19 protein-coding genes are annotated in these 21,015 nt (G+C 61.3%); 14 read left to right on the plus strand and 5 right to left on the minus strand.

What is annotated here, in order from left to right:
* The first annotated feature begins 13 nt into the window (after positions 1-13).
* The 10 genes from ACR0IM_RS15250 (at position 14) to ACR0IM_RS15295 (ending at position 12,439) form a co-directional block, all read left to right on the plus strand.
* Complete coding sequence (locus ACR0IM_RS15250; protein ID WP_480593662.1) at positions 14-1,426, plus strand: YcjX family GTP-binding protein; 1,413 nt, start codon at positions 14-16, stop codon at positions 1,424-1,426.
* On the plus strand, positions 1,423-1,878 hold the full coding sequence (locus tag ACR0IM_RS15255; RefSeq protein WP_480593661.1) for an N-acetyltransferase family protein: 456 nt from the start codon (positions 1,423-1,425) through the stop codon (positions 1,876-1,878). The genes ACR0IM_RS15250 and ACR0IM_RS15255 overlap by 4 nt, the downstream gene beginning before the upstream one ends.
* On the plus strand, positions 1,871-2,860 hold the full coding sequence (locus ACR0IM_RS15260; protein ID WP_480682446.1) for a YcjF family protein: 990 nt from the start codon (positions 1,871-1,873) through the stop codon (positions 2,858-2,860). Before ACR0IM_RS15255 ends, ACR0IM_RS15260 begins: the two co-directional genes overlap by 8 nt.
* Before the next feature lie 54 nt (positions 2,861-2,914).
* On the plus strand, positions 2,915-3,625 hold the full coding sequence (locus ACR0IM_RS15265) for a VIT1/CCC1 transporter family protein (protein WP_480642345.1): 711 nt from the start codon (positions 2,915-2,917) through the stop codon (positions 3,623-3,625).
* Between the two features lie 93 nt (positions 3,626-3,718).
* A complete protein-coding gene (locus ACR0IM_RS15270) occupies positions 3,719-5,026 on the plus strand; it encodes an SDR family oxidoreductase (RefSeq protein ID WP_480682447.1) in 1,308 nt (435 codons plus the stop codon).
* A complete protein-coding gene (locus ACR0IM_RS15275; protein WP_480682448.1) occupies positions 5,026-5,505 on the plus strand; it encodes a DUF2269 family protein in 480 nt (159 codons plus the stop codon). The genes ACR0IM_RS15270 and ACR0IM_RS15275 overlap by 1 nt, the downstream gene beginning before the upstream one ends.
* A 92-nt stretch (positions 5,506-5,597) precedes the next feature.
* Positions 5,598-8,291 carry a DUF2339 domain-containing protein gene (locus tag ACR0IM_RS15280; protein ID WP_480682449.1) on the plus strand — a complete coding sequence of 898 codons (2,694 nt, stop codon included), beginning with the start codon at positions 5,598-5,600 and terminating at the stop codon, positions 8,289-8,291.
* 164 nt (positions 8,292-8,455) lie between these two features.
* Positions 8,456-11,368, plus strand: coding sequence for an isoleucine--tRNA ligase (gene ileS, locus ACR0IM_RS15285; protein WP_480682450.1), 2,913 nt, complete (start codon positions 8,456-8,458; stop codon positions 11,366-11,368).
* A 71-nt stretch (positions 11,369-11,439) separates the two neighbouring features.
* The gene (locus ACR0IM_RS15290; RefSeq protein WP_480682451.1) at positions 11,440-11,895 is read left to right on the plus strand and encodes a methylated-DNA--[protein]-cysteine S-methyltransferase; all 456 of its coding nucleotides are present in this window, start codon (positions 11,440-11,442) and stop codon (positions 11,893-11,895) included.
* Positions 11,896-11,971: 76 nt separating this feature from the next.
* Positions 11,972-12,439, plus strand: a complete 468-nt coding sequence (locus tag ACR0IM_RS15295) for a hypothetical protein (RefSeq protein ID WP_480682452.1) — start codon at positions 11,972-11,974, stop codon at positions 12,437-12,439.
* Here the strand turns inward: ACR0IM_RS15295 and ACR0IM_RS15300 are convergent.
* The 4 genes from ACR0IM_RS15300 to fsa form a co-directional block, all read right to left on the minus strand.
* Positions 12,424-13,137 (minus strand): CDP-alcohol phosphatidyltransferase family protein, encoded by a 714-nt coding sequence (locus tag ACR0IM_RS15300; RefSeq protein ID WP_480593642.1) that lies wholly within the window; start codon positions 13,135-13,137, stop codon positions 12,424-12,426. The genes ACR0IM_RS15295 and ACR0IM_RS15300 overlap by 16 nt on opposite strands.
* An 83-nt stretch (positions 13,138-13,220) precedes the next feature.
* Positions 13,221-14,141, minus strand: coding sequence for a tyrosine recombinase XerC (locus ACR0IM_RS15305; protein WP_480682453.1), 921 nt, complete (start codon positions 14,139-14,141; stop codon positions 13,221-13,223).
* Entirely contained in the window at positions 14,138-14,845 is a 708-nt protein-coding gene (locus ACR0IM_RS15310; protein WP_480682454.1) for a DUF484 family protein, read from the minus strand. Before ACR0IM_RS15310 ends, ACR0IM_RS15305 begins: the two co-directional genes overlap by 4 nt.
* A gap of 197 nt (positions 14,846-15,042) precedes the next feature.
* Positions 15,043-15,696: a fructose-6-phosphate aldolase gene (fsa, locus tag ACR0IM_RS15315; RefSeq protein WP_480593634.1), complete on the minus strand. Its 654-nt coding sequence runs from the start codon at positions 15,694-15,696 to the stop codon at positions 15,043-15,045.
* Positions 15,697-15,784: 88 nt separating this feature from the next.
* Here fsa and ACR0IM_RS15320 point away from each other — a divergent pair, with 88 nt between their 5' ends.
* The 4 genes from ACR0IM_RS15320 (at position 15,785) to ACR0IM_RS15335 (ending at position 20,679) form a co-directional block, all read left to right on the plus strand.
* Entirely contained in the window at positions 15,785-17,980 is a 2,196-nt protein-coding gene (locus ACR0IM_RS15320; protein WP_480682455.1) for a primosomal protein N', read from the plus strand.
* A gap of 79 nt (positions 17,981-18,059) precedes the next feature.
* Complete coding sequence (locus ACR0IM_RS15325; RefSeq protein WP_480682456.1) at positions 18,060-19,292, plus strand: MFS transporter; 1,233 nt, start codon at positions 18,060-18,062, stop codon at positions 19,290-19,292.
* Positions 19,293-19,358: 66 nt separating this feature from the next.
* Entirely contained in the window at positions 19,359-20,237 is an 879-nt protein-coding gene (locus ACR0IM_RS15330; RefSeq protein ID WP_480682457.1) for a 50S ribosomal protein L11 methyltransferase, read from the plus strand.
* Between the two features lie 97 nt (positions 20,238-20,334).
* Entirely contained in the window at positions 20,335-20,679 is a 345-nt protein-coding gene (locus ACR0IM_RS15335) for a hypothetical protein (protein WP_480593626.1), read from the plus strand.
* A 99-nt stretch (positions 20,680-20,778) separates the two neighbouring features.
* Here the strand turns inward: ACR0IM_RS15335 and ACR0IM_RS15340 are convergent, their stop codons facing one another.
* Positions 20,779-20,991 (minus strand): DUF1127 domain-containing protein, encoded by a 213-nt coding sequence (locus tag ACR0IM_RS15340; RefSeq protein WP_480593624.1) that lies wholly within the window; start codon positions 20,989-20,991, stop codon positions 20,779-20,781.
* Positions 20,992-21,015 lie beyond the last annotated feature (24 nt).

Consider the following 21,015-nt stretch of genomic DNA (forward strand, 5'->3'; position numbering starts at 1 on the left):
GCGGGGCGACAGTTTGGTCATCTCATCCCTGGCAGACAGTCTTGTGCGCGGTGTTGAATCCGTGGGTGACCGTGTGTCTGAAACTCTGTTTGAACCAGTCATCCGTCTGGGCGTCACCGGGTTGGCCCGGTCGGGTAAGACGGTGTTCATAACCTCTTTGGTTGCGAACCTTCTAGACCGGGGGCGGATGCCCGGTCTGGTGGCGCAGCAGGAAGGTCGCATCAATTCCGTCTACCTGCAGCCGCAGCCGGACGATACTGTGCCACGGTTCGACTACGAAAACCATCTGGCCGCCCTGACCGGCCTACAACCGCACTGGCCCGACAGCACCCGCGCCGTGTCCGAGCTGCGCCTGTCCTTCAAGGCTCGTCCTTCCGGGCTGCTTTCCGGCCTGCAGGGGCCGCGAACCATCCATCTGGATATCGTGGACTATCCCGGAGAATGGCTGCTGGATTTGGCTCTGCTGGACAAGTCTTATGAGGTCTGGTCCGCGGAAACGCTGGACCGTATCGCCGGTCGCACTGAGGCCGCCGCGTTTCTTCATTTGGTCAACACGAGCGACCCGGCTGAAACGCATGAAGAACCCAAAGCGCAGGCCCTAGCCAAGGAATTCGCATCTTATCTCGGCGCTGCGCGCGATGCCGGGTTCTATGATTGCACACCCGGGAGATTCCTGTTGCCGGGCGATTTGGCAGGGTCTCCGGTGCTAACCTTCGCGCCACTGAACGTGGAGGGACACGCGCCCCGGCGCAGCTTGCACCGCGAAATGGCGCGGCGGTACGAGGCCTATAAGTCTCAGGTCGTAAAGCCGTTCTTTCGGGATCATTTCGCTCGGATCGACCGGCAGGTGGTTCTGGTCGACACACTGGGTGCGATCCATAAAGGACCACAAGCGGTTGAGGATATGCGACGAGCAATGGCCGACATCCTTGCGGCCTTCCGCCCGGGGCGCAACGCATGGCTCAGCCAGTTGCTGTTGGGCAAACGGGTCGAGCGCATCTTGTTTGCCGCCACCAAGGCCGATCACCTTCACCACACGCAACATCCCCGCCTGACCCACATCATGGAAGCTCTGACCCGCGATGCCCGCGACCGTGCCAATTTTGCCGGGGCGGAAACGGCGGCGCTGTCACTGGCGGCGCTGCGGGCGACGACCGAAGAAATCCGCAATCACAACGGGGCTGACTTGCCATGCGTACGCGGCACCTTGCTGGACGGCAAACAGGCGGCCTTTTATCCCGGCGAATTGCCCGACGACCCGGCGCATCTGCTGGGCCCGGCCCGCAACGGGGCCGAAAGCTGGCTGGGTGAGGATTTCGAATTCATGGCTTTTGCGCCCGCGCATCTGACCCTGCGCCCCGGCGACGGCCCTCCGCATATTCGGTTGGACCGCGCCGCGCAGTTCCTGATCGGAGACCGCCTGTGACAGTGACCCTCCGCCCCGCCCGCAGCACGGATGCCGGTAGCATCGGAGAGATCCTGCACGGGTTTTCGCGGGAAAACGGCTGGATGCCCAAGCTGCACTCCCGCGCCGAAACGATCGCTTTTTGCGGCTGGATGATTGACCAGAACTGGGTCACTGTGGCCGAGGCCGAGAGGGGAATCCTTGGATTTCTGGCGCTGAATGGGGATGACATCCACTCGCTGTACCTGACACCGGCAGCGCGTGGGCAAGGAATTGGGCGGCGTTTGCTGCAACACGCCAAATCCGTCCGGGCACAGCTGTCCCTGTATGCGTTTCAGGCCAATCTTGGTGCGCAGCGGTTCTATGAACACAACGGATTTGTCGAGATTTCCCGCAGTGATGGGGCGGACAATGATGAAAACCTGCCGGACATCAAATATATCTGGCGCAGGGAAGGGGCGGTAGATGCCTAGAGGTCCGGTACTGATCGATCTGGATGCGGAAGAGCCCGCGGCTGATGTGGCGCAGGCCCCGCCAGTGCCCGATATTGCCCCACCGCAAGGGCAGGCGATACAGGTGGCGGCGCGGCTGGCGGCGCGGAAACCCTCAGCCCTGTCGCGGTGGTTCTGGGGGCTGGCGCTGGCGGTGATCGGCGCCGTGGTCTCGGTTGCCGCCTGGGACTTCGTCAATTCACTGCTGCTGCGCGCGCCCATCTTGGGCTGGGTCGTGACGGGGTTGATCGGGGCGCTTTTTCTGGTTGCTCTGATCATCGCGGTGCGGGAACTGGCGGCTATTGGGCGACTGTCCCGCGTGGATGGAACGCGCCACGCTGCGGATGTTGCACTGGCCGAGGGTGATCTGGCGCAGGCCCGCGCGGTGACCAACCGCCTGATCGCGTTCTACAAAGGGTGCGACGAAACCCAATGGGGCCGCGATCGTCTGGCCGAACGGATGGGCGAGCAATTCGACGCGTCAACCCTGCTGACCCTGGCCGAAGACGAGTTGCTGGCCCCTCTGGATGCTGCCGCCAGCCGCGAGGTCGAGGCCGCCGCCCGGCAGGTTGCTACTGTGACCGCACTGGTGCCCTTGGCGTTGGCCGATGTTGTGACGGCGCTTGCGGCTTCGTTGCGGATGATCCGCCGGGTGGCCGAGATCTATGGCGGCCGCGCAGGGTTTCTGGGCAGTTGGCGTCTGACGCGGACTGTCTTTGTGCATCTGGTGGCGACCGGGGCCGTGGCCGTGGGTGACGACCTGCTGGAGCCTATTTTGGGCGGATCGGTCCTCAGCAAACTGTCACGCCGATTTGGCGAGGGGCTGGTGAACGGCGCACTCAGCGCGCGGGTTGGCGTGGCCGCGATGGAGGTCTGCCGACCGCTGCCATTTTCCGACCGGCACAAACCTTCAACGCGCGGGATGATCAAGCGTGCGCTCAGCGGGTTGTTTTCCAAAACTTGACCTGTCGCAAAGCCCTTTGGCCGGTTGGCATGCATAACAAAGCCGGAGCCAGCCATGACCGATCACGGACACAGCCAGCAAGAAATCGCCGCGCGGATCAATGCGCCACCCGGTCGGGGCGTGCTGCGCGATGTGGTCTATGGCGGCATTGACGGGTCGGTGACTACCTTTGCCATCGTGGCCGGGGTTGCTGGCGCTGGGCTGTCCCCGTTCATCATCGTTGCCTTGGGTCTGGCCAACGTGCTGGCGGATGGGTTTTCAATGGCCGCCGGGAATTACTCGGGTACAAAGGCCGAGTTGGACAACATCCGCCGCATCCGCGCCATCGAAGAGCGCCATATCGACCTCTACCCCGACGGTGAGCGCCGCGAGGTGCGCGAGATTCTGGCGCAGAAGGGCCTGTCGGGCCGCGTTCTGGACGAGGCGACAGATGCGATCACAGCCAACCACGAAAACTGGATCAACCTGATGGTCGAGGGCGAATACGGCCTCGGCAGCGTTGATCCCCATCCGTTCAAGGCGGCAATGGCGACCTTCATCGCGTTCCTCGTTGCCGGCATGGTGCCGCTGCTGCCGTTCCTTCTTGGGTTTGATCAAGCCTTTACGATCTCGGCCTGCATGACCATGGGCGTTTTCTTTTCCATCGGAGCGTTCAAGAGCCGCTGGTCATTGGCGCCCTGGTGGCGATCCGGGTTCGAAACCTTTGTGATCGGCGGGGCTGCGGCGTTGATCGCGTATCTTGTCGGGTCTCTGTTTCACCCGTGACGGCCAAGATTGTCGCAGGGCAGCGTAAACGGCTGGTCAAACTTCGGCCAACGGTTAGGCTGCGGCAAACAGTTTCAAGTGATTGAGTGCCAATTGCAGCTTGCGAATAAAAACGTTCTGGTTTTAGGGGCTTACGGATTTATCGGCGCCGCGGTCTCGTGGTCGCTGCGGGCTGAGGGCGTGCGTGTCTCGGCCTTTGTACGCAGCAAGAAATCGGGGGCTCAGGTTCTTGGGGACGTTCCGCAGATACTGGGTGACTTGCGGGCCTGTTTGCGGCCCGAGGATTGGGACAAGCACTTGCAGGGCATTGATTGCGTCGTGAACTGCGCCGGCGCACTGCAGGATGGTCCGGCAGATGATCTTGAAACCGTTCACCACACCGCCATTTCAGCTTTGGGCCAGGCCTGCGCGCAAAGGAATATCGCCGTGGTCCAGATATCGGCCATCGGGGCCGAACCCGATGCCGACACTGACTTCATGCGCACCAAGGCCGCCGGGGATGCGGCGCTGCGGGCAAGCGGCGCTGCGTTGTGGATACTCAAACCGGGGCTGGTGATCGGGCAATCGGATTTTGGCGGCACCGCGCTGTTGCGGATGCTGACGGCGGTACCATTGGTGCAGCCAATCGCGTATCCCGACACGCTCGTTCAATGTGTCGGGATGCCGGACCTGTGCTGCGCCGTTGTGCAGGCCGTGGCGCAGGACTTGCCGGAGGGGACCTATGATCTGGTCGAGGACACTCCGGCCTCGTTGTCCCAAGTGCTGGCAGAGACCCGTAAATGGATGGGGTTCCCGGCTGCGCGGGCCGGGGTGGTAGTGCCAGAGGTTATGACCGGCCTGATCTCGGCCTGTGCCGACGGGTTGGGTCATTTGGGGTGGCGCTCGCCCTTGCGCAGCAATGCGATGACAGTGATGGCAGACGGTGTGGTGGGTGACCCCGAACCCTACCGTGCGGTCACGGGCCGGACGCTGGACAGCTTACCACAGGTCTATGCAGGCTTGACCTGCTCGCGTGAGCACCGTCTGACTGCGCGGATGTCGCTGCTGATGCCTCTGGTCGTTGCAGTGCTGAGCCTCTTCTGGGTGTTATCCGGCTTAACTGGCTTGATCAGTCTGCCTAAGGCAGCGGCCATTCTGACCGAAGCCGGGTGGGGCATGGCTTTGGCCGTTGCCAGCGTCCTGTTCTGGTCCTTCGTCGATATCGCACTTGGCCTGGCCATCCTGTGGCGCCATTGGGCGGCGCGTGCCTGTCTGGCGCAGGTTGCCGTTGCCCTCGTTTACCTACTGGCCGCAAGTTTCGCGGTGCCGGGCCTATGGCTCGACCCGCTCGGCCCATTGATCAAGATCCTGCCGGCGATGACGCTCTCGCTTGTCGCCTGGCCCCTGTTGCAGAGCCGCTGATGGACCCGGACCTGATCCTGCGTTGGCTGCACATCATCGGAGCCTGCGTCCTGCTGGGCACTGGTGCGGGGATCGCTTTTTTTATGCTGATCGCGCACCGCTCGGGTGATGCCCGGTTCATCGCGCAGACCGCCGGAGTGGTGGTTCTGGCCGATCTGCTGTTCACGACAACGGCCGTTATTGCCCAGCCCATAACCGGGGGGCTGCTGGCATGGCGGTTGGGCTGGTCCCTGACCGAGCGGTGGTTTCTGGCCTCGCTGATGCTTTACGCGGTGGCCGGGGTGTTCTGGCTGCCGGTCGTTTGGATACAAGTGCGAATGCGCGGGCTGGCGCAGGCGGCGGCTGACAGCGCCGTGCCCTTGCCGCAGGTCTATCACCGTCTGTTCCGTATCTGGTTCGCCTGCGGGTTTCCGGCATTTGCGGCGGTGTTGACCATCCTTTGGCTGATGATCGCGCGCCCGACGATCGGGTGGATTTAGCCCGCAGGCCTATGAGTAAATTGCCGGGATTTCTGACTGTTGCCTGCTGCGAGCCTCGGGTAGCTTGGCGTTGAAACCACCCGGAGAGCCCATTGGAATCCCTGCTTGTTCTTGTCGGATTGATCGTGTTGGCCATACCAGTGGCCATTATTGTTCTGCTTGTCGGTCACACGCGCCTGCGCCGCCGGGTCGAACAGCTTGAACTGCAACTCCGCGCGCTGGGCGGAGATGTGCCCGAGGCGCGCGCTGTGCCAGCCCGGCCCGAGCCGCGCAAACCGACCGAGAAACCGGACAAGCCACCGAAGCCTGCCCCGTGGTCCAAGGCTCAAACACCTCGGCCCGCTGCCGAGCAGTCCCCGCCTGCCGCCGTTGTGTTTCGCGAGGATCGGTTTGCTGCCCTCTCGACCTGGATGCGGGAGAATTGGTTTTATGCGGTGTCTGCCTTGTCGCTGGCGCTGGCGGGGATATTTCTGGTTCAATACGGCGTTGATAACGGGTTGCTGCCGCCGTCCGCCCGCGTGATTGCCGCGTTGATATTCGGTACGGCGCTGATCGTTGCCGGCGAAGTGATCCGCCGCAGGTATGGCGATGACGAATCCTCGGCCACCGCCTATTTGCCCTCGGTCTTCTCCGGCGCCGGTCTGGTCACCCTGTTCGGAGGCATTCTGGCCGCAAGGCAGCTCTATGACCTGATCGGCCCCGAAGCCGCGCTGGCTGCGATGGTTGTTGTCGCACTGTTGGGGTTGGTTTTGGGTTGGTTTCACGGCCCCTTACTGGCCGCCGTTGGTTTGATCGGAGCCTTTTCGGCCCCCTTCGTCGTTGGCGGCGCGTCCAAGGACCCTAGCTGGCTTTATGCCTATTTCTTTGTGATCGCCGTTTTGGGTCTGGGAATCGACACGGTCCGGCGCTGGGCGTGGATCTCGGTTCTGACCTTGTTCGGTGCGTATTCGGCCTGCCTGTTGCTGGTGTTGTCCTCACCCTTGACGGAACCTGACTACCTGATTTGCGTCACGGCGCTGGCGGTGATTGCGATTGCTATCCCCGTTCGGCGTGTTTGGCCCGATCATGGCGGCGTGATGATCAGCCAGATCATCCGTCGCAAAAAGGGAGGCCCGTGGCCCGAATTTCCAACCCGGCTGGGTTTTGGCGCAGTTGCCGTAAGTTCCGTCATTCTGTCGGTGCACTGGGCCGACAGCCCCGCTGAGTTCTGGTTGGGAGTTGCGCTGCTAGCGGGGCTGACACTTGGCCTGATGCTGTGGGGCAGGCGGGCCGAGGCCTTGCAGGACGCAATCGCGCTGCCTGCGCTTGGCCTCATCTGGTTCGTTCTGGTGCATGGCTGGGATGACGGCATCGTGCTGCGCCAGTTCGCCGAAACCTATGCCGAAACGGCTGAGGCAGATTACCCGTGGGTGGTCACGATCCTGATGATGCTGGGCGCGGTGATTTCAGTCACCGCAGCGTGGCGCTCGATGCAGGCGTCCACATTCCCGGCGGTCTGGGCCGGTGCGGCTGCTGTCTTTGCACCCGCTCTGGCCATCGCGCTTGAGGTCGGCTGGCATCCCGCAGACACCATCGGAGCCTACCCGTGGGCGCTGCATGGCATCGCATTGGGCGTGCTGATGGTTGTCTTTGCCGAGCGCTTTGCGCGCATTGATGGCGACGAACAGATGCGCGCGTCTCTGGCGACGCTTTCGGCGCTGTCCTGTTTGACCTTTGCCTGCGTCATCGTCCTCAGTTCAGCGGCGCTGACCATTGCTCTGGTCGTGATGATTGTTGTGGCCGCCGTGCTGGATCGCAAGTTCACCCTGCCTCCGTTGAGCTGGTTCATTTGGGCCGGAGTGTTCACGGTCACGGTGCGACTGGTGCTGAACCCGGGTCTTGTCTGGGCCAGTTCAGCACCGGTGGCCGAGATGGCGCTGGTTTACAGCGCAGCCACCGTCGGGTTCCTGATCGGATGGCTGTTGATCCGTCCTCTGACCCGCCCCGTGGCATCGCTGCTCCTTGAGAGCGCTGCCTGGGCGACAGGGGGTATCCTGCTGTCGCTTTTGCTGGAACGCTGGCTGCAGAGCTTTGGCGAAGGCGGTGCCACCAACAGTCATTGGGGGCTGGGTCTGCTCGCGCTCATTTGGCTGCTGCTGGCCTTCGCACAGGTGCAGCGGTTCGAACTGGGCGGCAAGCTGAACTATGCCCGCTATCTTTTGGCCGCGTTCTTTGCCGGGCATGGCCTATTCCGGCTGGCACAGGCGCTGGCTGAGGCGAACCCGCTTCTCAGCACAATCGCGCCGCCGGTTCTGGGCCCGCCTGTCCTGAACACATTGGCGGTGGCTTACCTGTTGCCTGCGCTGGCCATCGGGTTCTCGGTTTGGCGCATCCATGCCACACCGCTGTGGCTGAAGCGCGCCAGTTGGGGGCTTAGCAGCGTCTTGGCGGCGGTCTGGCTGGGCTTGATGATCCGTCACGTCTGGCAGGGTGCCGCCGGGATGTATGAGGACAACGGTGTGACCCAGCCCGAACTTTACACCTATACCATGGCCCTGCTGGTGATCGGGGCAGCACTGTTCTACCAGTCGCTGGCGCGCCGATCCGACCTGATGCGCAAGGCAGGTCTGGGGGTGATCGGGCTGGCCGTGGCCAAGGTGTTCCTCATCGACATTGCCGGGCTGGGCGGCCTGATCCGGGTGTTCTCGCTGCTGGCTCTGGGCCTTGCGCTGGCGGGTCTGGCGTGGCTCAACCGCTGGGCCAAGCTGCGCCATTCGCCGCAAGGGGCGGAACCTCTGGACCATTAGGCGCGGGCGTCCTATAAGCGCGGCCATGTATGACCGGACGGCCATCATTATTCGAATTATATCCCCGGCGCTCTGACCCTCTGAGACGCCGGGCAAAGGTGTTTGAGACTTCGCACCGACCGCTTCGATCCTAGTACGACCAGATCATCCAAAGGACGCCCCCAATGTGCGCCGACACGATCCAGACACCTGATTACAAAGACACGCTGAACCTGCCCAAAACCGAGTTCCCCATGCGCGCCGGCCTGCCCAAGCGCGAGCCCGCATGGCTGGAGCGGTGGGAGACCATCGGCGTCTATGACCGCCTGCGTGAAAAAGTGGGCCGCCAGCCCTTTACGCTGCATGACGGCCCCCCGTACGCGAACGGTCACCTGCATATCGGCCACGCGCTGAACAAGACCATCAAGGACATGATCGTGCGGTCCCATCAGATGATAGGCTTTGATGCGCGTTATGTTCCGGGCTGGGACTGCCACGGTTTGCCGATCGAGTGGAAGATCGAGGAGCAGTACCGCAAGAAGGGCAAGAACAAGGACGAGGTGAACGTCGTCGATTTCCGTCAGGAATGCCGCAAGTTCGCCGAAGGCTGGATCGACATCCAGCGTGAAGAGTTCAAGCGTCTGGGCATCACAGGCAACTGGGCCGATCCCTACATCACGATGGACTATCACGCCGAGGCCGTGATCGCCGACGAGTTCATGAAGTTCCTGATGAACGGCACGCTTTATCAGGGCTCAAAGCCCGTGATGTGGTCGCCCATCGAAAAAACCGCTCTGGCCGAGGCCGAGGTCGAGTATCACGACAAGGAAAGCTTCACCATCTGGGTGAAGTTCAAGGTCGTGAATGCAGGCGATCTGGATGACGCGTTTGTGGTGATCTGGACGACCACCCCTTGGACGATGCCTTCGAACAAGGCTGTCGTTTTTGGCAAGGACATCTCTTACGGCCTGTACGAAGTCACTGGAGCGCCTGACGAATGCTGGGCTAAAGTCGGAGACAAATTCCTGCTGGCCGATAATCTGGCCGCCGACGTTCTGGGCCGAGCGCGCCTGAACGATGACCAGTGGACCCGCGTCCGTGACGTGACCACGGATGAGCTGGCGGGCGTGCAACTGACCCACCCGCTGGCCGGGGCCGAGGGCGGCAATGGCGAATGGGACGACATCCGCGACTTTCGCGCGGCTGAGTTCGTGACCGATACCGAAGGCACTGGCTTCGTCCACTGCGCGCCGTCGCACGGTATGGAGGAATTCGAGCTTTACCGCGATCTAGGGATGCTCGAACAGGTCATCACCTATAACGTGATGGATGACGGCTCGTTCCGCGCTGATCTGCCGTTCTTCGGCGGCAAGTTCATCCTGTCCCGTAAGGGCGGTGAGGGTGACGCCAACAAGGCGGTCATCGACAAGCTGGCCGAAGTTGGCGGGCTGCTGGCGCGTGGCAAGATCAAGCACAGCTATCCGCATTCATGGCGCTCGAAGGCTCCGATCATCTACCGCAACACGCCGCAGTGGTTTGCGTCCGTTGACCGCAAGCTGGACGATGGCATGGGCGAGATGGGCGACACCATCCGCGAACGCGCCCTGCGGTCCATAGACGAGTTGGTGAAATGGACTCCGCAGACCGGTCGCAACCGCCTGTATTCTATGATCGAGGCGCGCCCGGACTGGGTCCTGTCCCGCCAGCGCGCCTGGGGTGTGCCGCTGACCTGCTTTACCAAGAAGGGCGCTTTGCCGACCGACGCGGATTACCTTCTGCGCAATGAAGAGGTCAACGTCCGCGTCAAGGCGGCGTTTGAGAAAGACGGCGCGGATATCTGGTACACTGAAGGCTTCAAAGAGAAGATCCTCGACGGCATCGCCAACCCCGACGACTACGATCAGGTGTTCGACGTGTTGGATGTATGGTTTGATTCCGGTTCAACCCATGCCTTCGTTCTGCGCGACCGTGAGGACGGGACCGAGGATGGCATCGCCGACGTCTATATGGAGGGCACCGACCAGCACCGCGGTTGGTTCCATTCGTCCATGCTGCAGGCCTGCGGCACCAAGGGTCGTGCGCCGTACCGCAACGTGGTGACACACGGATTCACGCTGGATGCCAAAGGCAACAAGATGTCCAAATCGCTGGGCAACACCATCGTGCCGGAAGAGGTCGTCAAACAATACGGCGCGGATATTCTGCGCCTGTGGGTGGCTCAGACCGACTATACCGCCGACCAGCGGATCGGGCCGGAAATCCTGAAAGGCACCGCTGACAGCTACCGCCGCCTGCGTAACACCATGCGGTTCATGCTGGGCTCGCTGGCCGACTTCACCGAAGCCGACCGCGTCGCGCCCGAGGAAATGCCGCGTCTGGAACGTTGGGTGCTCAGCCGTCTGGCCGATCTGGATGAGCAGGTCCGCAAGGGTTATGCGTCCTTCGACTTCCAGGGCGTGTTCAGCGCCGTGTTCACTTTTGCCACGGTCGATTTGTCGTCCTTCTACTTCGACGTCCGCAAGGATGCACTGTATTGCGACGGTGACAGCCTGCGCCGCCGCGCGGCCCGCACCGTGCTGGATATCCTGTTCCACCGCCTGACTACTTGGTTGGCACCGGTTCTGGTTTTCACCATGGAAGAGGTCTGGCTGGAGCGCTTTCCGGGCGATGACAGCTCGGTCCATTTGGTGGACTTCCCTGACACTCCAGCCGACTGGCGCAACGAGGTGCTGGAAACCTATATGGCAAAAGTGCGCCGCGTGCGTCGCGCCGTGACCGCTGCGTTGGAGGTCCAGCGTCAGGACAAGGTAATCGGTTCCAGCCTTGAGGCCGCGCCGATCGTTCATGTCGAGGATCAGGAAACCCGCGATCTGCTTGCCACCTTTGACGTGGATGACATGTGCATCACCTCGGGCTTGACTGTTACCGGCGACCCGGCCCCCGCCGAAGCCTTCCGCGTACCGGAAATCGAGGGCGTCGCGGTGGTGTTCGAAAAGGCCGAAGGCGAGAAATGCCAGCGCTGCTGGAAGATCCTGCCCGATGTTGGTCGCCACACTCACGCAGGTGTCTGTGGACGCTGCAACGAAGCACTGAGCTAAGATCAGACCCCCTGGCCATCGGCCGGGGGTTTTTCGTTGCAGCGGGGGCGGCGATCTGAAACGCTGCCATCATGCCGATGATTGCCGTTGAAACCCAGTTTGGCTGCCTTGGGGTCGAAGAAACCGACGGAGCCGTCACGCGTCTTGTGTGGGATGGTCGGTACGAGGGATCCCAAACGCCCTTGTTGCAGGAAGCTGCCGCGCAGTTGACGGCTTATGATCAGGGTCAACTGGAGCGGTTTGATTTGCCCTACCGCGTGGCCGGGTCAAAATTTCAACAGCAGGTTTGTGACCTCATGTTCGCTATCCCCTTGGGCGAGACACGCACTTACGGCGACATCGCCAAAGAGTTGGGGCAGCCCCCTCAGCCCGTGGGGCAAGCCTGCGGAGCCAACCCGATCCCGATCATCATCCCCTGTCACCGGGTGCTGGCGGCCAACGGACTGGGCGGCTTTTCTGGTGACGGAGGGGTTGAGACCAAGGTCGCCCTGCTGCGCCATGAACGGGCGGCGGGCCTGCTGATCTGACGAGCGGAATTCTATTGCAATCCGGCTGGTTGAGGCTCAATTTGTATCAGATAGAGAATTCAAAGGATCGCATTGCATGACTGCCTCAACTGACCCGGCCGGCCGTAAGAAGGCCATCATAGACCGACTGATGTCGCTGGAAGAGCAAGAATTGGCGACGGCTCAGGCCCATTACGACGCTTTCCTGAAGGATTCTCAGTTGGATGACCGGGAAGGGCATGACAAGGACGATATCGCCGCCTCACGTGAGAATGCAGATCTGGCGGCGGCTTTTGATGCCCCGGTGCATACCCATCACGCCAAGATCGACGTGATCGAAAACACCGATTTCAGCATCACTGATACGGTGCAGCCTGGGGCCGTGGTCAAGTTCAACAACCGTCGCTTTGTGGTTTGCGTTTCAACTACGCGGTTTGATGTGGATGGCAAGACCTATATGGGCATCTCAACCCAAAGCCCGATCTATCTGGCCATGATCGGCCTGCAAGAGGGTGACGTCTTTACCCATAACGGCACCGAGTTTGAGGTTCAGGAGGTCCTGTAATCCGCGCTTTTGCGCTGCGGTATGATCTGCTGCGCAATCCCCGCCGACACCAGATAGAGGCTGGTGATCACCAGACCCCAATGCGCCCAGCTTTCGGGGTGGAAATCGACCCAGGCGGCCCAGCCGGCAAAGAAGGTCCAGGCAAAGGCCATAGGCAGCGATACAGCGCGCCAGCGTTCCGTGCGGACGGGGTGGATGAATTTCAGGGGCAGGAACATCGCCACAGACAGCAGTGACACCAGCAGCAGGATGACCCAGAAATTGGGTTCGAGCGCGAAGATCACGATCACGAACATGTTCCAGCATCCGGGAAATCCGGAAAAGGAGTTGTCCTTTGTTTTCATGCGCGTATCGGCGAAATACATGGCGCTAGCAAAGGTGATGACGATGATCGCGAACCAACCGGTCCATCCGTCCATCAGCCCGGATTTGAACAGCGCATAAGCCGGTATGAACACATAGGTAAGGTAGTCGATAATCAGATCCAGCAATACGCCATCAAACTCGGGCGCGTTTTTCTTGACGTGATAATGCCGGGCCAGAGGGCCATCGATACCGTCCACGATGAACGAAACCACCAGCCACAGGTACATCAGGCTCCATTTCTCTTCGACAGCGGCCAGCATGGCCAGCATCGCGAAAACAGCTCCGGTAGCGGTGAAGAGATGGACAAAAAGCGCTTTGAATCTGAGGGTCATGCGGGTGTCATGACCGATGCGTTCGCCAGATGCAAACCAAAAGCCGAACTAAGATGAATGGGTGACGTCACAATGCGAGAACATCACGCCTTGGGGTGGGCGCGATTATAGACCTCCATCAACCGGGCCGTATCGACGGCTGTATAGGTCTGGGTGGTTGAGAGCGATGCATGGCCCAGCAATTCCTGAATCGCGCGCAGATCGCCCCCGGCGGACAGAAGGTGGGTGGCAAAGCTGTGCCGCAAAGCGTGCGGTGTGGCCGTAGCAGGCAGGCCAAGCTGCATCCGCGCCTTGGCCATGACGCCCTGAATGGCACGTGGGTTCAACGCCCCGCCCCGCACACCACGGAACAGGGCCTTGTCCTTGTCCTGCGGATGAGGGCATAGCTGCAGGTACCGATCCACTGCTGTGCGGGCGGCGGGTAGGACGGGTACGATCCGCTCTTTGTCGCCTTTGCCGACGACTCGCAGAGACTCGGGCAGGGGCACGTCGGCGCCGGTCAGGGACAGGGCCTCAGAAATACGCAACCCGCAGCCGTAAAGCAGTGTGACCACGGCCACATCTCGGGCCGCGACCCAATCGTTGGTCGATTGCAGTTCGACCGTTTCGATCAAGGCACGGGCGGCATCTTCGGCCAGAGGGCGGGGCAGTTTCTTGGTGAATTTTGGCGCGCGGGTCGACAGCACGGCCGTCGGTTCGAACCCCTCGCGCTCGGACAGCCAGCGGTAGAAACTTTTGACGGCCGAGAGTTTGCGCGCCAGTGACCGCGCGCCGACGCCGGAGGCCCGTTGATCCGCCATCCATGCCCGCATGTCGGACACGGTGATCCGGGCCAACGCGGCCAGTCCCTGACGTTCGCTGTGGTGCAGCGTCATGAAGGACAGGAAATCGGTGACATCACCTCGGTAGGCGGTCTGTGTATTCTCGGACCGCCCTGCCAGTGCCCCCAGACTGTCGAGCCAATGCTGTAGCGCATCGCGGCAGGCTGGGGAGATCAGGCTCACGACAGCCAGTGGCGCATCGAGCGTTCGAACACGCCAGCGAAGAAGGACAGCAAGTCGGTGCCCAGTTGCGGAGTGAAGTGGTTGGCGTCTTTGGCGCCCATGACGATCATGCCGGGCAGGCGGCCCTCACCCAAATTCAGCCTCAGACAGGCTTCGGAACGAAGCCGACCTGCCATGGTGCCGAACACCCGGGGTTCAGCATGTGCAATCGGGCGCAGGACAACTTGCCGTGCCGGTCCGCCGCGGTCCTGACTGAGATAGGCATCGACGGCACCCGGTTCGACCACGGTCAGCACACCGCCCAGCTTTTCGATAGCGGGGTCTTCCTGCCGGACCGTTGTTTCCAGAACCAGAGTGATGTGGTCCACCCGCAGGATATCGGCAATTTCACTGCCAAGTGTGGCCAGGAAATCCTCGAAATCGACGGGTTCCAGCAGGCGGAGGATGGCGCGATGCACCTGATTGGTGCCAGCGAGGTTCTCATACGCCGCCGCAATGACCGAGCGGTGCGTGTCTTCGAGCCGGTCAAGCCGCGCCTCGAGCCGTTGCATGGCGATGCCGCGCAGGTCGATAACATTGTCACCGCGCGCCTGTTCATTGGCGGCCACGAGCGCCTGCATCAGATCCTTGTCGTCCAGCACGGCGTCTGGTTCTGCCAGAATCGCGGCGCGGAGATTGTCCTTAAGTTTGGTGTTACTGCTCATGTCCCGTCCGGTCTTTTTTTGTTGAGCGGCTTATAACACGGAATGCGGCATTTGCCTTGGGAAAATTGCAGGCAAAAGTGGATTTCGTATGGGCGTGTGTCGGAAACGCTCCCGCCTGCAAGGCCCTGATCAAAGGATCAGGTTTTGCAGTTGGGCCGGGCGCGGCACCTGACGGCGCCGCGCGGTCGCGCATGGGATCAGAGGATTTTCTGACCGGTTTTGGCCCAGTCTGCCAGGAAGGTTTCCAAGCCCTTTTCGGTCAGCGGGTGATCGGCCAGTTTCTTGATCACGGCGGGCGGGGCGGTGATCACGTCCGCACCGATACGGGCGCTGTCGGTCACGTGGTTCACTGTGCGGATCGACGCGGCCAGGATTTCGGTTTCGAACCCGTAGTTGTCATAGACCTGACGGATATCGGCGATCAGGTCCATGCCGTCGAGGTTGATGTCGTCCAGGCGGCCGATGAAGGGAGAGATGAAGGTCGCACCTGCCTTGGCTGCCAGAATCGCCTGGTTGGTCGAGAAGCAAAGCGTCACGTTGACCATCTGGCCTTCGTCCGTCAGCGTCTTGCAGGCTTTCAGACCGGCCCAGGTCAGCGGAACCTTGACGGCGATATTCGGAGCGATCTTGGCCAGCTTGCGGCCTTCGGCGATCATGTCGTCAGCCTCGGTCGCGACGACTTCGGCCGAGACGGGTCCATCGACCAGATCACAGATTTCTTTGGTTACTTCCAGAATGTCGCGACCCGATTTCAGGATCAGCGACGGGTTGGTGGTCACACCGTCCACCATGCCCAGATCGTTCAGTTCGGCGATTGCCTCGATCTCGGCTGTGTCTACGAAGAATTTCATGAGGGCAGTCCTTTGATGGGTTGGCCTTGGTCGCGGATGGCTTTACCTCAAAGAGACCCATGCTGGAACCCCCTGCAAAGGATATACAGTGAGCGCTAACGGATTTTTCGACCAAGGAGAGCTGGTTGCGGTGCTGACAACGCAGCCTCTGGACCGGACGTTGGACTATAAAGCACCCGAGGGCGGGTGTTTTCTGGGTGCTTTTGTCGAAGTGCCTTTGGGGCCGCGAAAGGTGCTGGGCGTGGTTTGGGGGCCCGGGCAAGGTGGCTTCGACATCAGCAAGGCTCGGTCGGTGATCCGGGTGCTTGAAGTCGCACCGATGCGCGAAGAGATGCGGGTGTTTCTGGGTCGTGTGTCCGATTACACGCTGACGCCGATGCCCGCGATGCTGCGGCTGGCGACGCGCGCGCCGGGATTGGGTGATCCGCCCTCGATGCGCAAGATTTACCGCCTAGGTAATAGCGAGCCGGATCGGATGACCGATGCGCGGACCCGTGTGCTGGAAGTGCTGCGCGACTATGGCGGGCTGGCTTTCACGCTGAAGGAATTGTCCGAACAGGCGGGGGTGACGTCCTCCGTTGTGAAAGGGCTGGTGAAACAGGGTGGGGTGCGGGAAGAGGACAGCCCCCGCGATCTACCCTATCCACATCTGGACCCGGACCTGCCGGGCAAAGAACTGACCGAGGATCAGGCGGCTGCGGTTGCCAGGTTGCAGGCCGGACAGCGCACCGGAGACTATGGCACAACACTGCTGAAAGGCGTGACCGGATCGGGCAAGACCGAAGTTTACCTCGAAGCGGTGGCCGAGACCTTGCGGATGGGGCGGCAGGCGCTGGTTTTGCTGCCCGAGATTGCCCTGACCGCCGAGTTTTTGACTCGGGTCGAAGCGCGGTTTGGCGCGCGTCCGGCGGAATGGCATTCAGGTGCGACTATGACGGAACGTCGCCGGGTCTGGCGGATGGTTGGGCAGGGGGATGCGCAACTGGTGGTGGGCGCGCGGTCGGCGCTGTTCCTGCCGTTCCGCAATCTGGGGCTGGTGGTGGTCGATGAAGAACACGACACCTCGTACAAACAGGAAGACGGCGTGCACTACAGCGCCCGCGACATGGCGGTTCTGCGCTCAGCCATTTGCGGGTCGCGGGTGATTTTGGCCAGTGCCACGCCGTCACTGGAAAGCTGGGCCAATGCCGAGGCCGGAAAATATGAACGGCTCGACCTGACATCGCGGTTTGGCGTGGCGGTGCTGCCCGAGATGAAGCCTATCGACATGCGGGCCGAGCAGATGCAGCCGGGGACGTGGATTTCCCCGTCTCTGCGGCAGGCGGTGCGGCAGCGGATCGAACGGGGCGAGCAGTCGCTCTTGTTCATCAATCGTCGGGGCTATGCACCTGTGACGCTGTGCCGGGCCTGTGGAGAACAGATCGCCTGCGACCACTGCGATGCGCGGATGGTGGAGCACAGATTCCTGAAACGACTGATGTGCCACCAATGCGGTGAGACCAAGCCGATGCCCGAGGCCTGCCCATCCTGCGGGGTTGAGGGTAAACTGGCCCCGGTCGGTCCGGGCATAGAACGGCTGGCAGAAGAGGCCGAGGCCACCTTCCCCGAAGGCAAGATCGCCATGCTCAGTTCCGATCTTTTCGGCTCGGCGCGGGCGTTGAAGGCCAAGATAGAAGAGATTGCCGAGGGCGACGCAGATATCGTCATTGGTACGCAACTAGTGGCCAAGGGGCATAACTTCCCAAAGCTGACCCTTGTCGGCGTAATTGATGCCGACCTCTCACTGCACGGCGCCGACCTGCGGGCTGCCGAACGGACGTTTCAATTGATGCGGCAGGTCGCAGGTCGCGCTGGCCGAGCGGACAAGCCGGGGCAGGCGCTGTTGCAGACCTTTCAGCCGGAGCACCCGGTGATCCGGGCCATCCTGTCGGGCGATGAAGAGGGATTTTGGAAGGCTGAGGCCGCCGGACGGCAGGCCGCCGGAGTCCCGCCCTATGGGCGTATGGCGGGGATCGTGTTGTCGGGGCCCGAGGTCGGGCCGGTCTTCGATATCGGCAACGCTATGGCCCGCAACGATGTACCTCTGCGAGATATCGGCGCGCAGGTCTTTGGCCCGGCCCCTGCGCCGATTGCGCGTATCCGGGGGCGTCACCGAGTGCGACTGTTGGTAAAGGCCCCCAAGGGCGCGCCCATTCAGGACGCCATCGCCCGCTGGATCGCCCCCCTGCGCCTGAAGGGTGACATCCGCCTGACCGTCGATATCGACCCGCAGAGCTTTTACTGACTCTGCGCCTGCGCAGAGCCTATGTGCGCCACGTCCTTGGCCCTCGCCAAACCGCAAAAATAGGCGTAGAGGGAGTCCCATGCTGAAACCCATGCCGCTTTCCGAGGCGCAGAGCCTGCCGTTCTGGCGCCGTCCCATCACGCTCTTGTTCGTGATGGCGCTGACCATGCCCATCGCCTTCAACGCGTGGAGCGCGCTACTCAACAACTTCGTCATCGAGGTTGCCAGCTTCGACGGCGCGGATATCGGCCTGCTGCACACGGTGCGCGAGATTCCGGGCTTCTTGGCCGTTGGCGTGATCGCGGTGATCATTTTCGTCCGCGAGCAGGTGCTGGCGATGATTTCGCTGATGATGCTGGGCGTGGCGACGGCGGTGACCGCGTGGTTCCCCAGTCTGGGCGGGTTGCTTTTCGTGACTTTGTTCAGCTCGATCGGCTTTCACTACTACGAAACGGTAAACCAGTCTCTGCAGCTGCAATGGCTACCCAAGGACCGCGCGCCGCAGGTGCTGGGTTGGCTGGTGGCCATGGGATCGGCGGCCACGGCGGTTGTCTATGGCTTGATCGTGCTGACCTGGGATCGGTTTGATCTGTCCTATAACTTTGTGTTCATGGCCGCAGGTGGGGTGACGGCATTGCTGGCGCTGATCTGTCTGGTGGCCTATCCGCAATTCAACGCGCCCACGCCGCAGACCAAAAAGCTGATCCTGCGCAAACGGTACTGGCTGTACTACGCACTGCAATTCATGGCAGGCGCGCGGCGACAGATCTTCGTTGTCTTTGCGGGCTTCATGATGGTCGAGAAGTTCGGTTTTGAAGTGCACGAACTGACCAGCCTTTATCTGATCAACCTTGTGATCAACATGGCGGCGGCCCCAATGTTGGGCAAAGCGGTGTCGATGTTTGGTGAGCGCCGTACGCTGGTTTTCGAATACACGGGCCTGGCCATTGTCTTCGCAGCTTATGGCGGCATCTACTGGTTCGGCTGGGGTGTTCTGCTGGCGGCGATCCTTTATGTGATCGACCATGTACTCTTTGCTCTGGCGCTGGCGTTGAAGACCTATTTTCAGAAAATCGCCGACCCGGCCGATATCGCGCCAACCGCAGCAGTGGCTTTCACGATCAACCACATCGCGGCTGTCTTCCTCCCTGCGCTGTTGGGTTTGCTCTGGGTAGTGTCACCCGGTGCGGTCTTTGGTCTGGCCGCCGCAATGGCGCTGGTGTCGCTGGGCCTTTCGCTGCTTATCCCGCGCCACCCTGAACAGGGTAACGAGACCATCTTGTCGAAATACGCTCCGGCACCTGCGGAGTAGTTGCAAATGCTTGACCTTGCCTACGTGTGGCCCTAGGCGCTGTCTCAACTGAGACAGGAGGCCCCCATGCCCACATTCACCGCGCTAACCACTCTGACCGGCAAGAAAGCCGCCGAAGGTCTGGGCGAAGCGATGGAGCGTCTGGACCCGGAACCCACCGGCGTCGGCGTGTTCGAGGTCGAGGATGGCTCGGGCCTGTGGGAAGTGGGTGGCTATTTCACCGAAGCGCCGGACGAAACTGCACTGGCCGTTCTGGCGGTCGCGTTCGAGGCCAAGCCCTTTGTTGTCTCGGAACTGCCCGAAACCGACTGGGTCGCCCATGTGCGCCGCGAACTGGCCCCGGTCGAGGCTGGCCGGTTCTTTGTTTACGGCAGCCATGACGCAGACAAACTGCCCGAGGGGCGCATCCCGCTGCTGATCGAGGCCGCGATGGCCTTTGGCACTGGCCATCACGGTACCACGCTGGGTTGCCTCAAGGCGCTGGATTATCTGCTGGATGACGGGTTTGCCGCTACCAATGTGGCCGATATCGGCTGCGGCACTGCTGTTTTAGCGATGGCGGCTGCGCGGGTCTGGAACGGCAACATCATCGCCAGCGACATCGATCAGGTTGCGGTGGATGTGGCCGAGGCAAACCTGAAGGCCAACGGCATGTCCGGGCAGGTGAATTGCGTTGAAGCCGCCGGTTTCGACCACCCTGACCTGCAGTCTCATGCCCCGTACGATCTGATTTTTGCTAATATTCTCAAAGGCCCGCTGGTGGCTTTGTCTCCTGAAATCGCAGCGAATCTGCGGGGCGAGGGATATGCGATCCTGTCGGGAATCCTCAACGAACAGGCCGATGATGTGATCTCGATTTATTCGCAAAACGGGTTCAATCTGGTCAGAAGTGACGAAATTGGTGAATGGACGACGCTAATTTTGCACAATAAGGGCCGAAATTAGGCCATTTCCAGAACTTCAATAGATTTTTGCCTCTTTTTTGTCGCAATCTGTAATTACCGTCATGACGTGGTTACGGGGGCGGTTTTTGGAGGCTGCCATGACGGGAAAACAACTAGAATTCGATCAGCGTGTTCATCGCTTGAACAAAAAGCACGCCAAGCTGAGCCGAGGCTATCGCGCGACGATGCGCAAGGATGGCCTTGTGGTCATGAAACCGCAGCGGGTTAAGTCTGCGGTTCCGGTAAAGGCGCTTTTTGGGTGCCTTCTGGGCCTATTTGCGTTCAAGGTCTTTCTGCTGGCAAGCTTGGGCGCTTCGGCCTATCAGTTTCGTGTCGACAGCCTGGCGCAAGGGACATCTGTTGAACAGGCTGGTGCATGGGTGATGCAGATTGATCCGGTTTCCGAGTTTCTTGCGGCCCAGATCAGCGGTTTCCTCCACTAAACCGATCAGCATTGACGAGAAACGCCACGCATCGTGAAATGCGCGGCGTTCTTTTTTGTGCCCCAGAGGAGAATGGGGCGAGTGAGTGGTGGTTGTCTCTTAGCGACGACCTTCTGCGACGAAGTCAATATCACCGCGGCACAAACCGATATCTTCCAGTTCACGATCCGTCAGACCGCTCAGCGCGTTGCGTGTTACGCGGGCGTCGTTCCATTCAACAACGGCGTTCACGACCGATGCGAAAGTTACGCCAATACGGCCGACGAGGCCGAACGAGCCAGTGGTGGTGCGAGTGGTGTCCAGTGCAGCCATATCCTGTTTCCTTCTGGTTAGAGA

Source organism: Ruegeria sp. BF6 (assembly GCF_056538665.1).

Coding starts and splice junctions, on each gene's coding strand:
- ACR0IM_RS15310 (WP_480682454.1), bottom strand. CDS start 14,845: ATGAGCAGTAACACCAAACTTAAGGACAATCTCCGCGCCGCGATTCTG.
- ACR0IM_RS15260 (WP_480682446.1), top strand. CDS start 1,871: ATGCCTAGAGGTCCGGTACTGATCGATCTGGATGCGGAAGAGCCCGCG.
- ACR0IM_RS15340 (WP_480593624.1), bottom strand. CDS start 20,991: ATGGCTGCACTGGACACCACTCGCACCACCACTGGCTCGTTCGGCCTC.
- ACR0IM_RS15265 (WP_480642345.1), top strand. CDS start 2,915: ATGACCGATCACGGACACAGCCAGCAAGAAATCGCCGCGCGGATCAAT.
- ACR0IM_RS15290 (WP_480682451.1), top strand. CDS start 11,440: ATGCCGATGATTGCCGTTGAAACCCAGTTTGGCTGCCTTGGGGTCGAA.
- ACR0IM_RS15295 (WP_480682452.1), top strand. CDS start 11,972: ATGACTGCCTCAACTGACCCGGCCGGCCGTAAGAAGGCCATCATAGAC.
- ileS (WP_480682450.1), top strand. CDS start 8,456: ATGTGCGCCGACACGATCCAGACACCTGATTACAAAGACACGCTGAAC.
- fsa (WP_480593634.1), bottom strand. CDS start 15,696: ATGAAATTCTTCGTAGACACAGCCGAGATCGAGGCAATCGCCGAACTG.
- ACR0IM_RS15325 (WP_480682456.1), top strand. CDS start 18,060: ATGCTGAAACCCATGCCGCTTTCCGAGGCGCAGAGCCTGCCGTTCTGG.
- ACR0IM_RS15300 (WP_480593642.1), bottom strand. CDS start 13,137: ATGACCCTCAGATTCAAAGCGCTTTTTGTCCATCTCTTCACCGCTACC.
- ACR0IM_RS15330 (WP_480682457.1), top strand. CDS start 19,359: ATGCCCACATTCACCGCGCTAACCACTCTGACCGGCAAGAAAGCCGCC.
- ACR0IM_RS15275 (WP_480682448.1), top strand. CDS start 5,026: ATGGACCCGGACCTGATCCTGCGTTGGCTGCACATCATCGGAGCCTGC.
- ACR0IM_RS15335 (WP_480593626.1), top strand. CDS start 20,335: ATGACGGGAAAACAACTAGAATTCGATCAGCGTGTTCATCGCTTGAAC.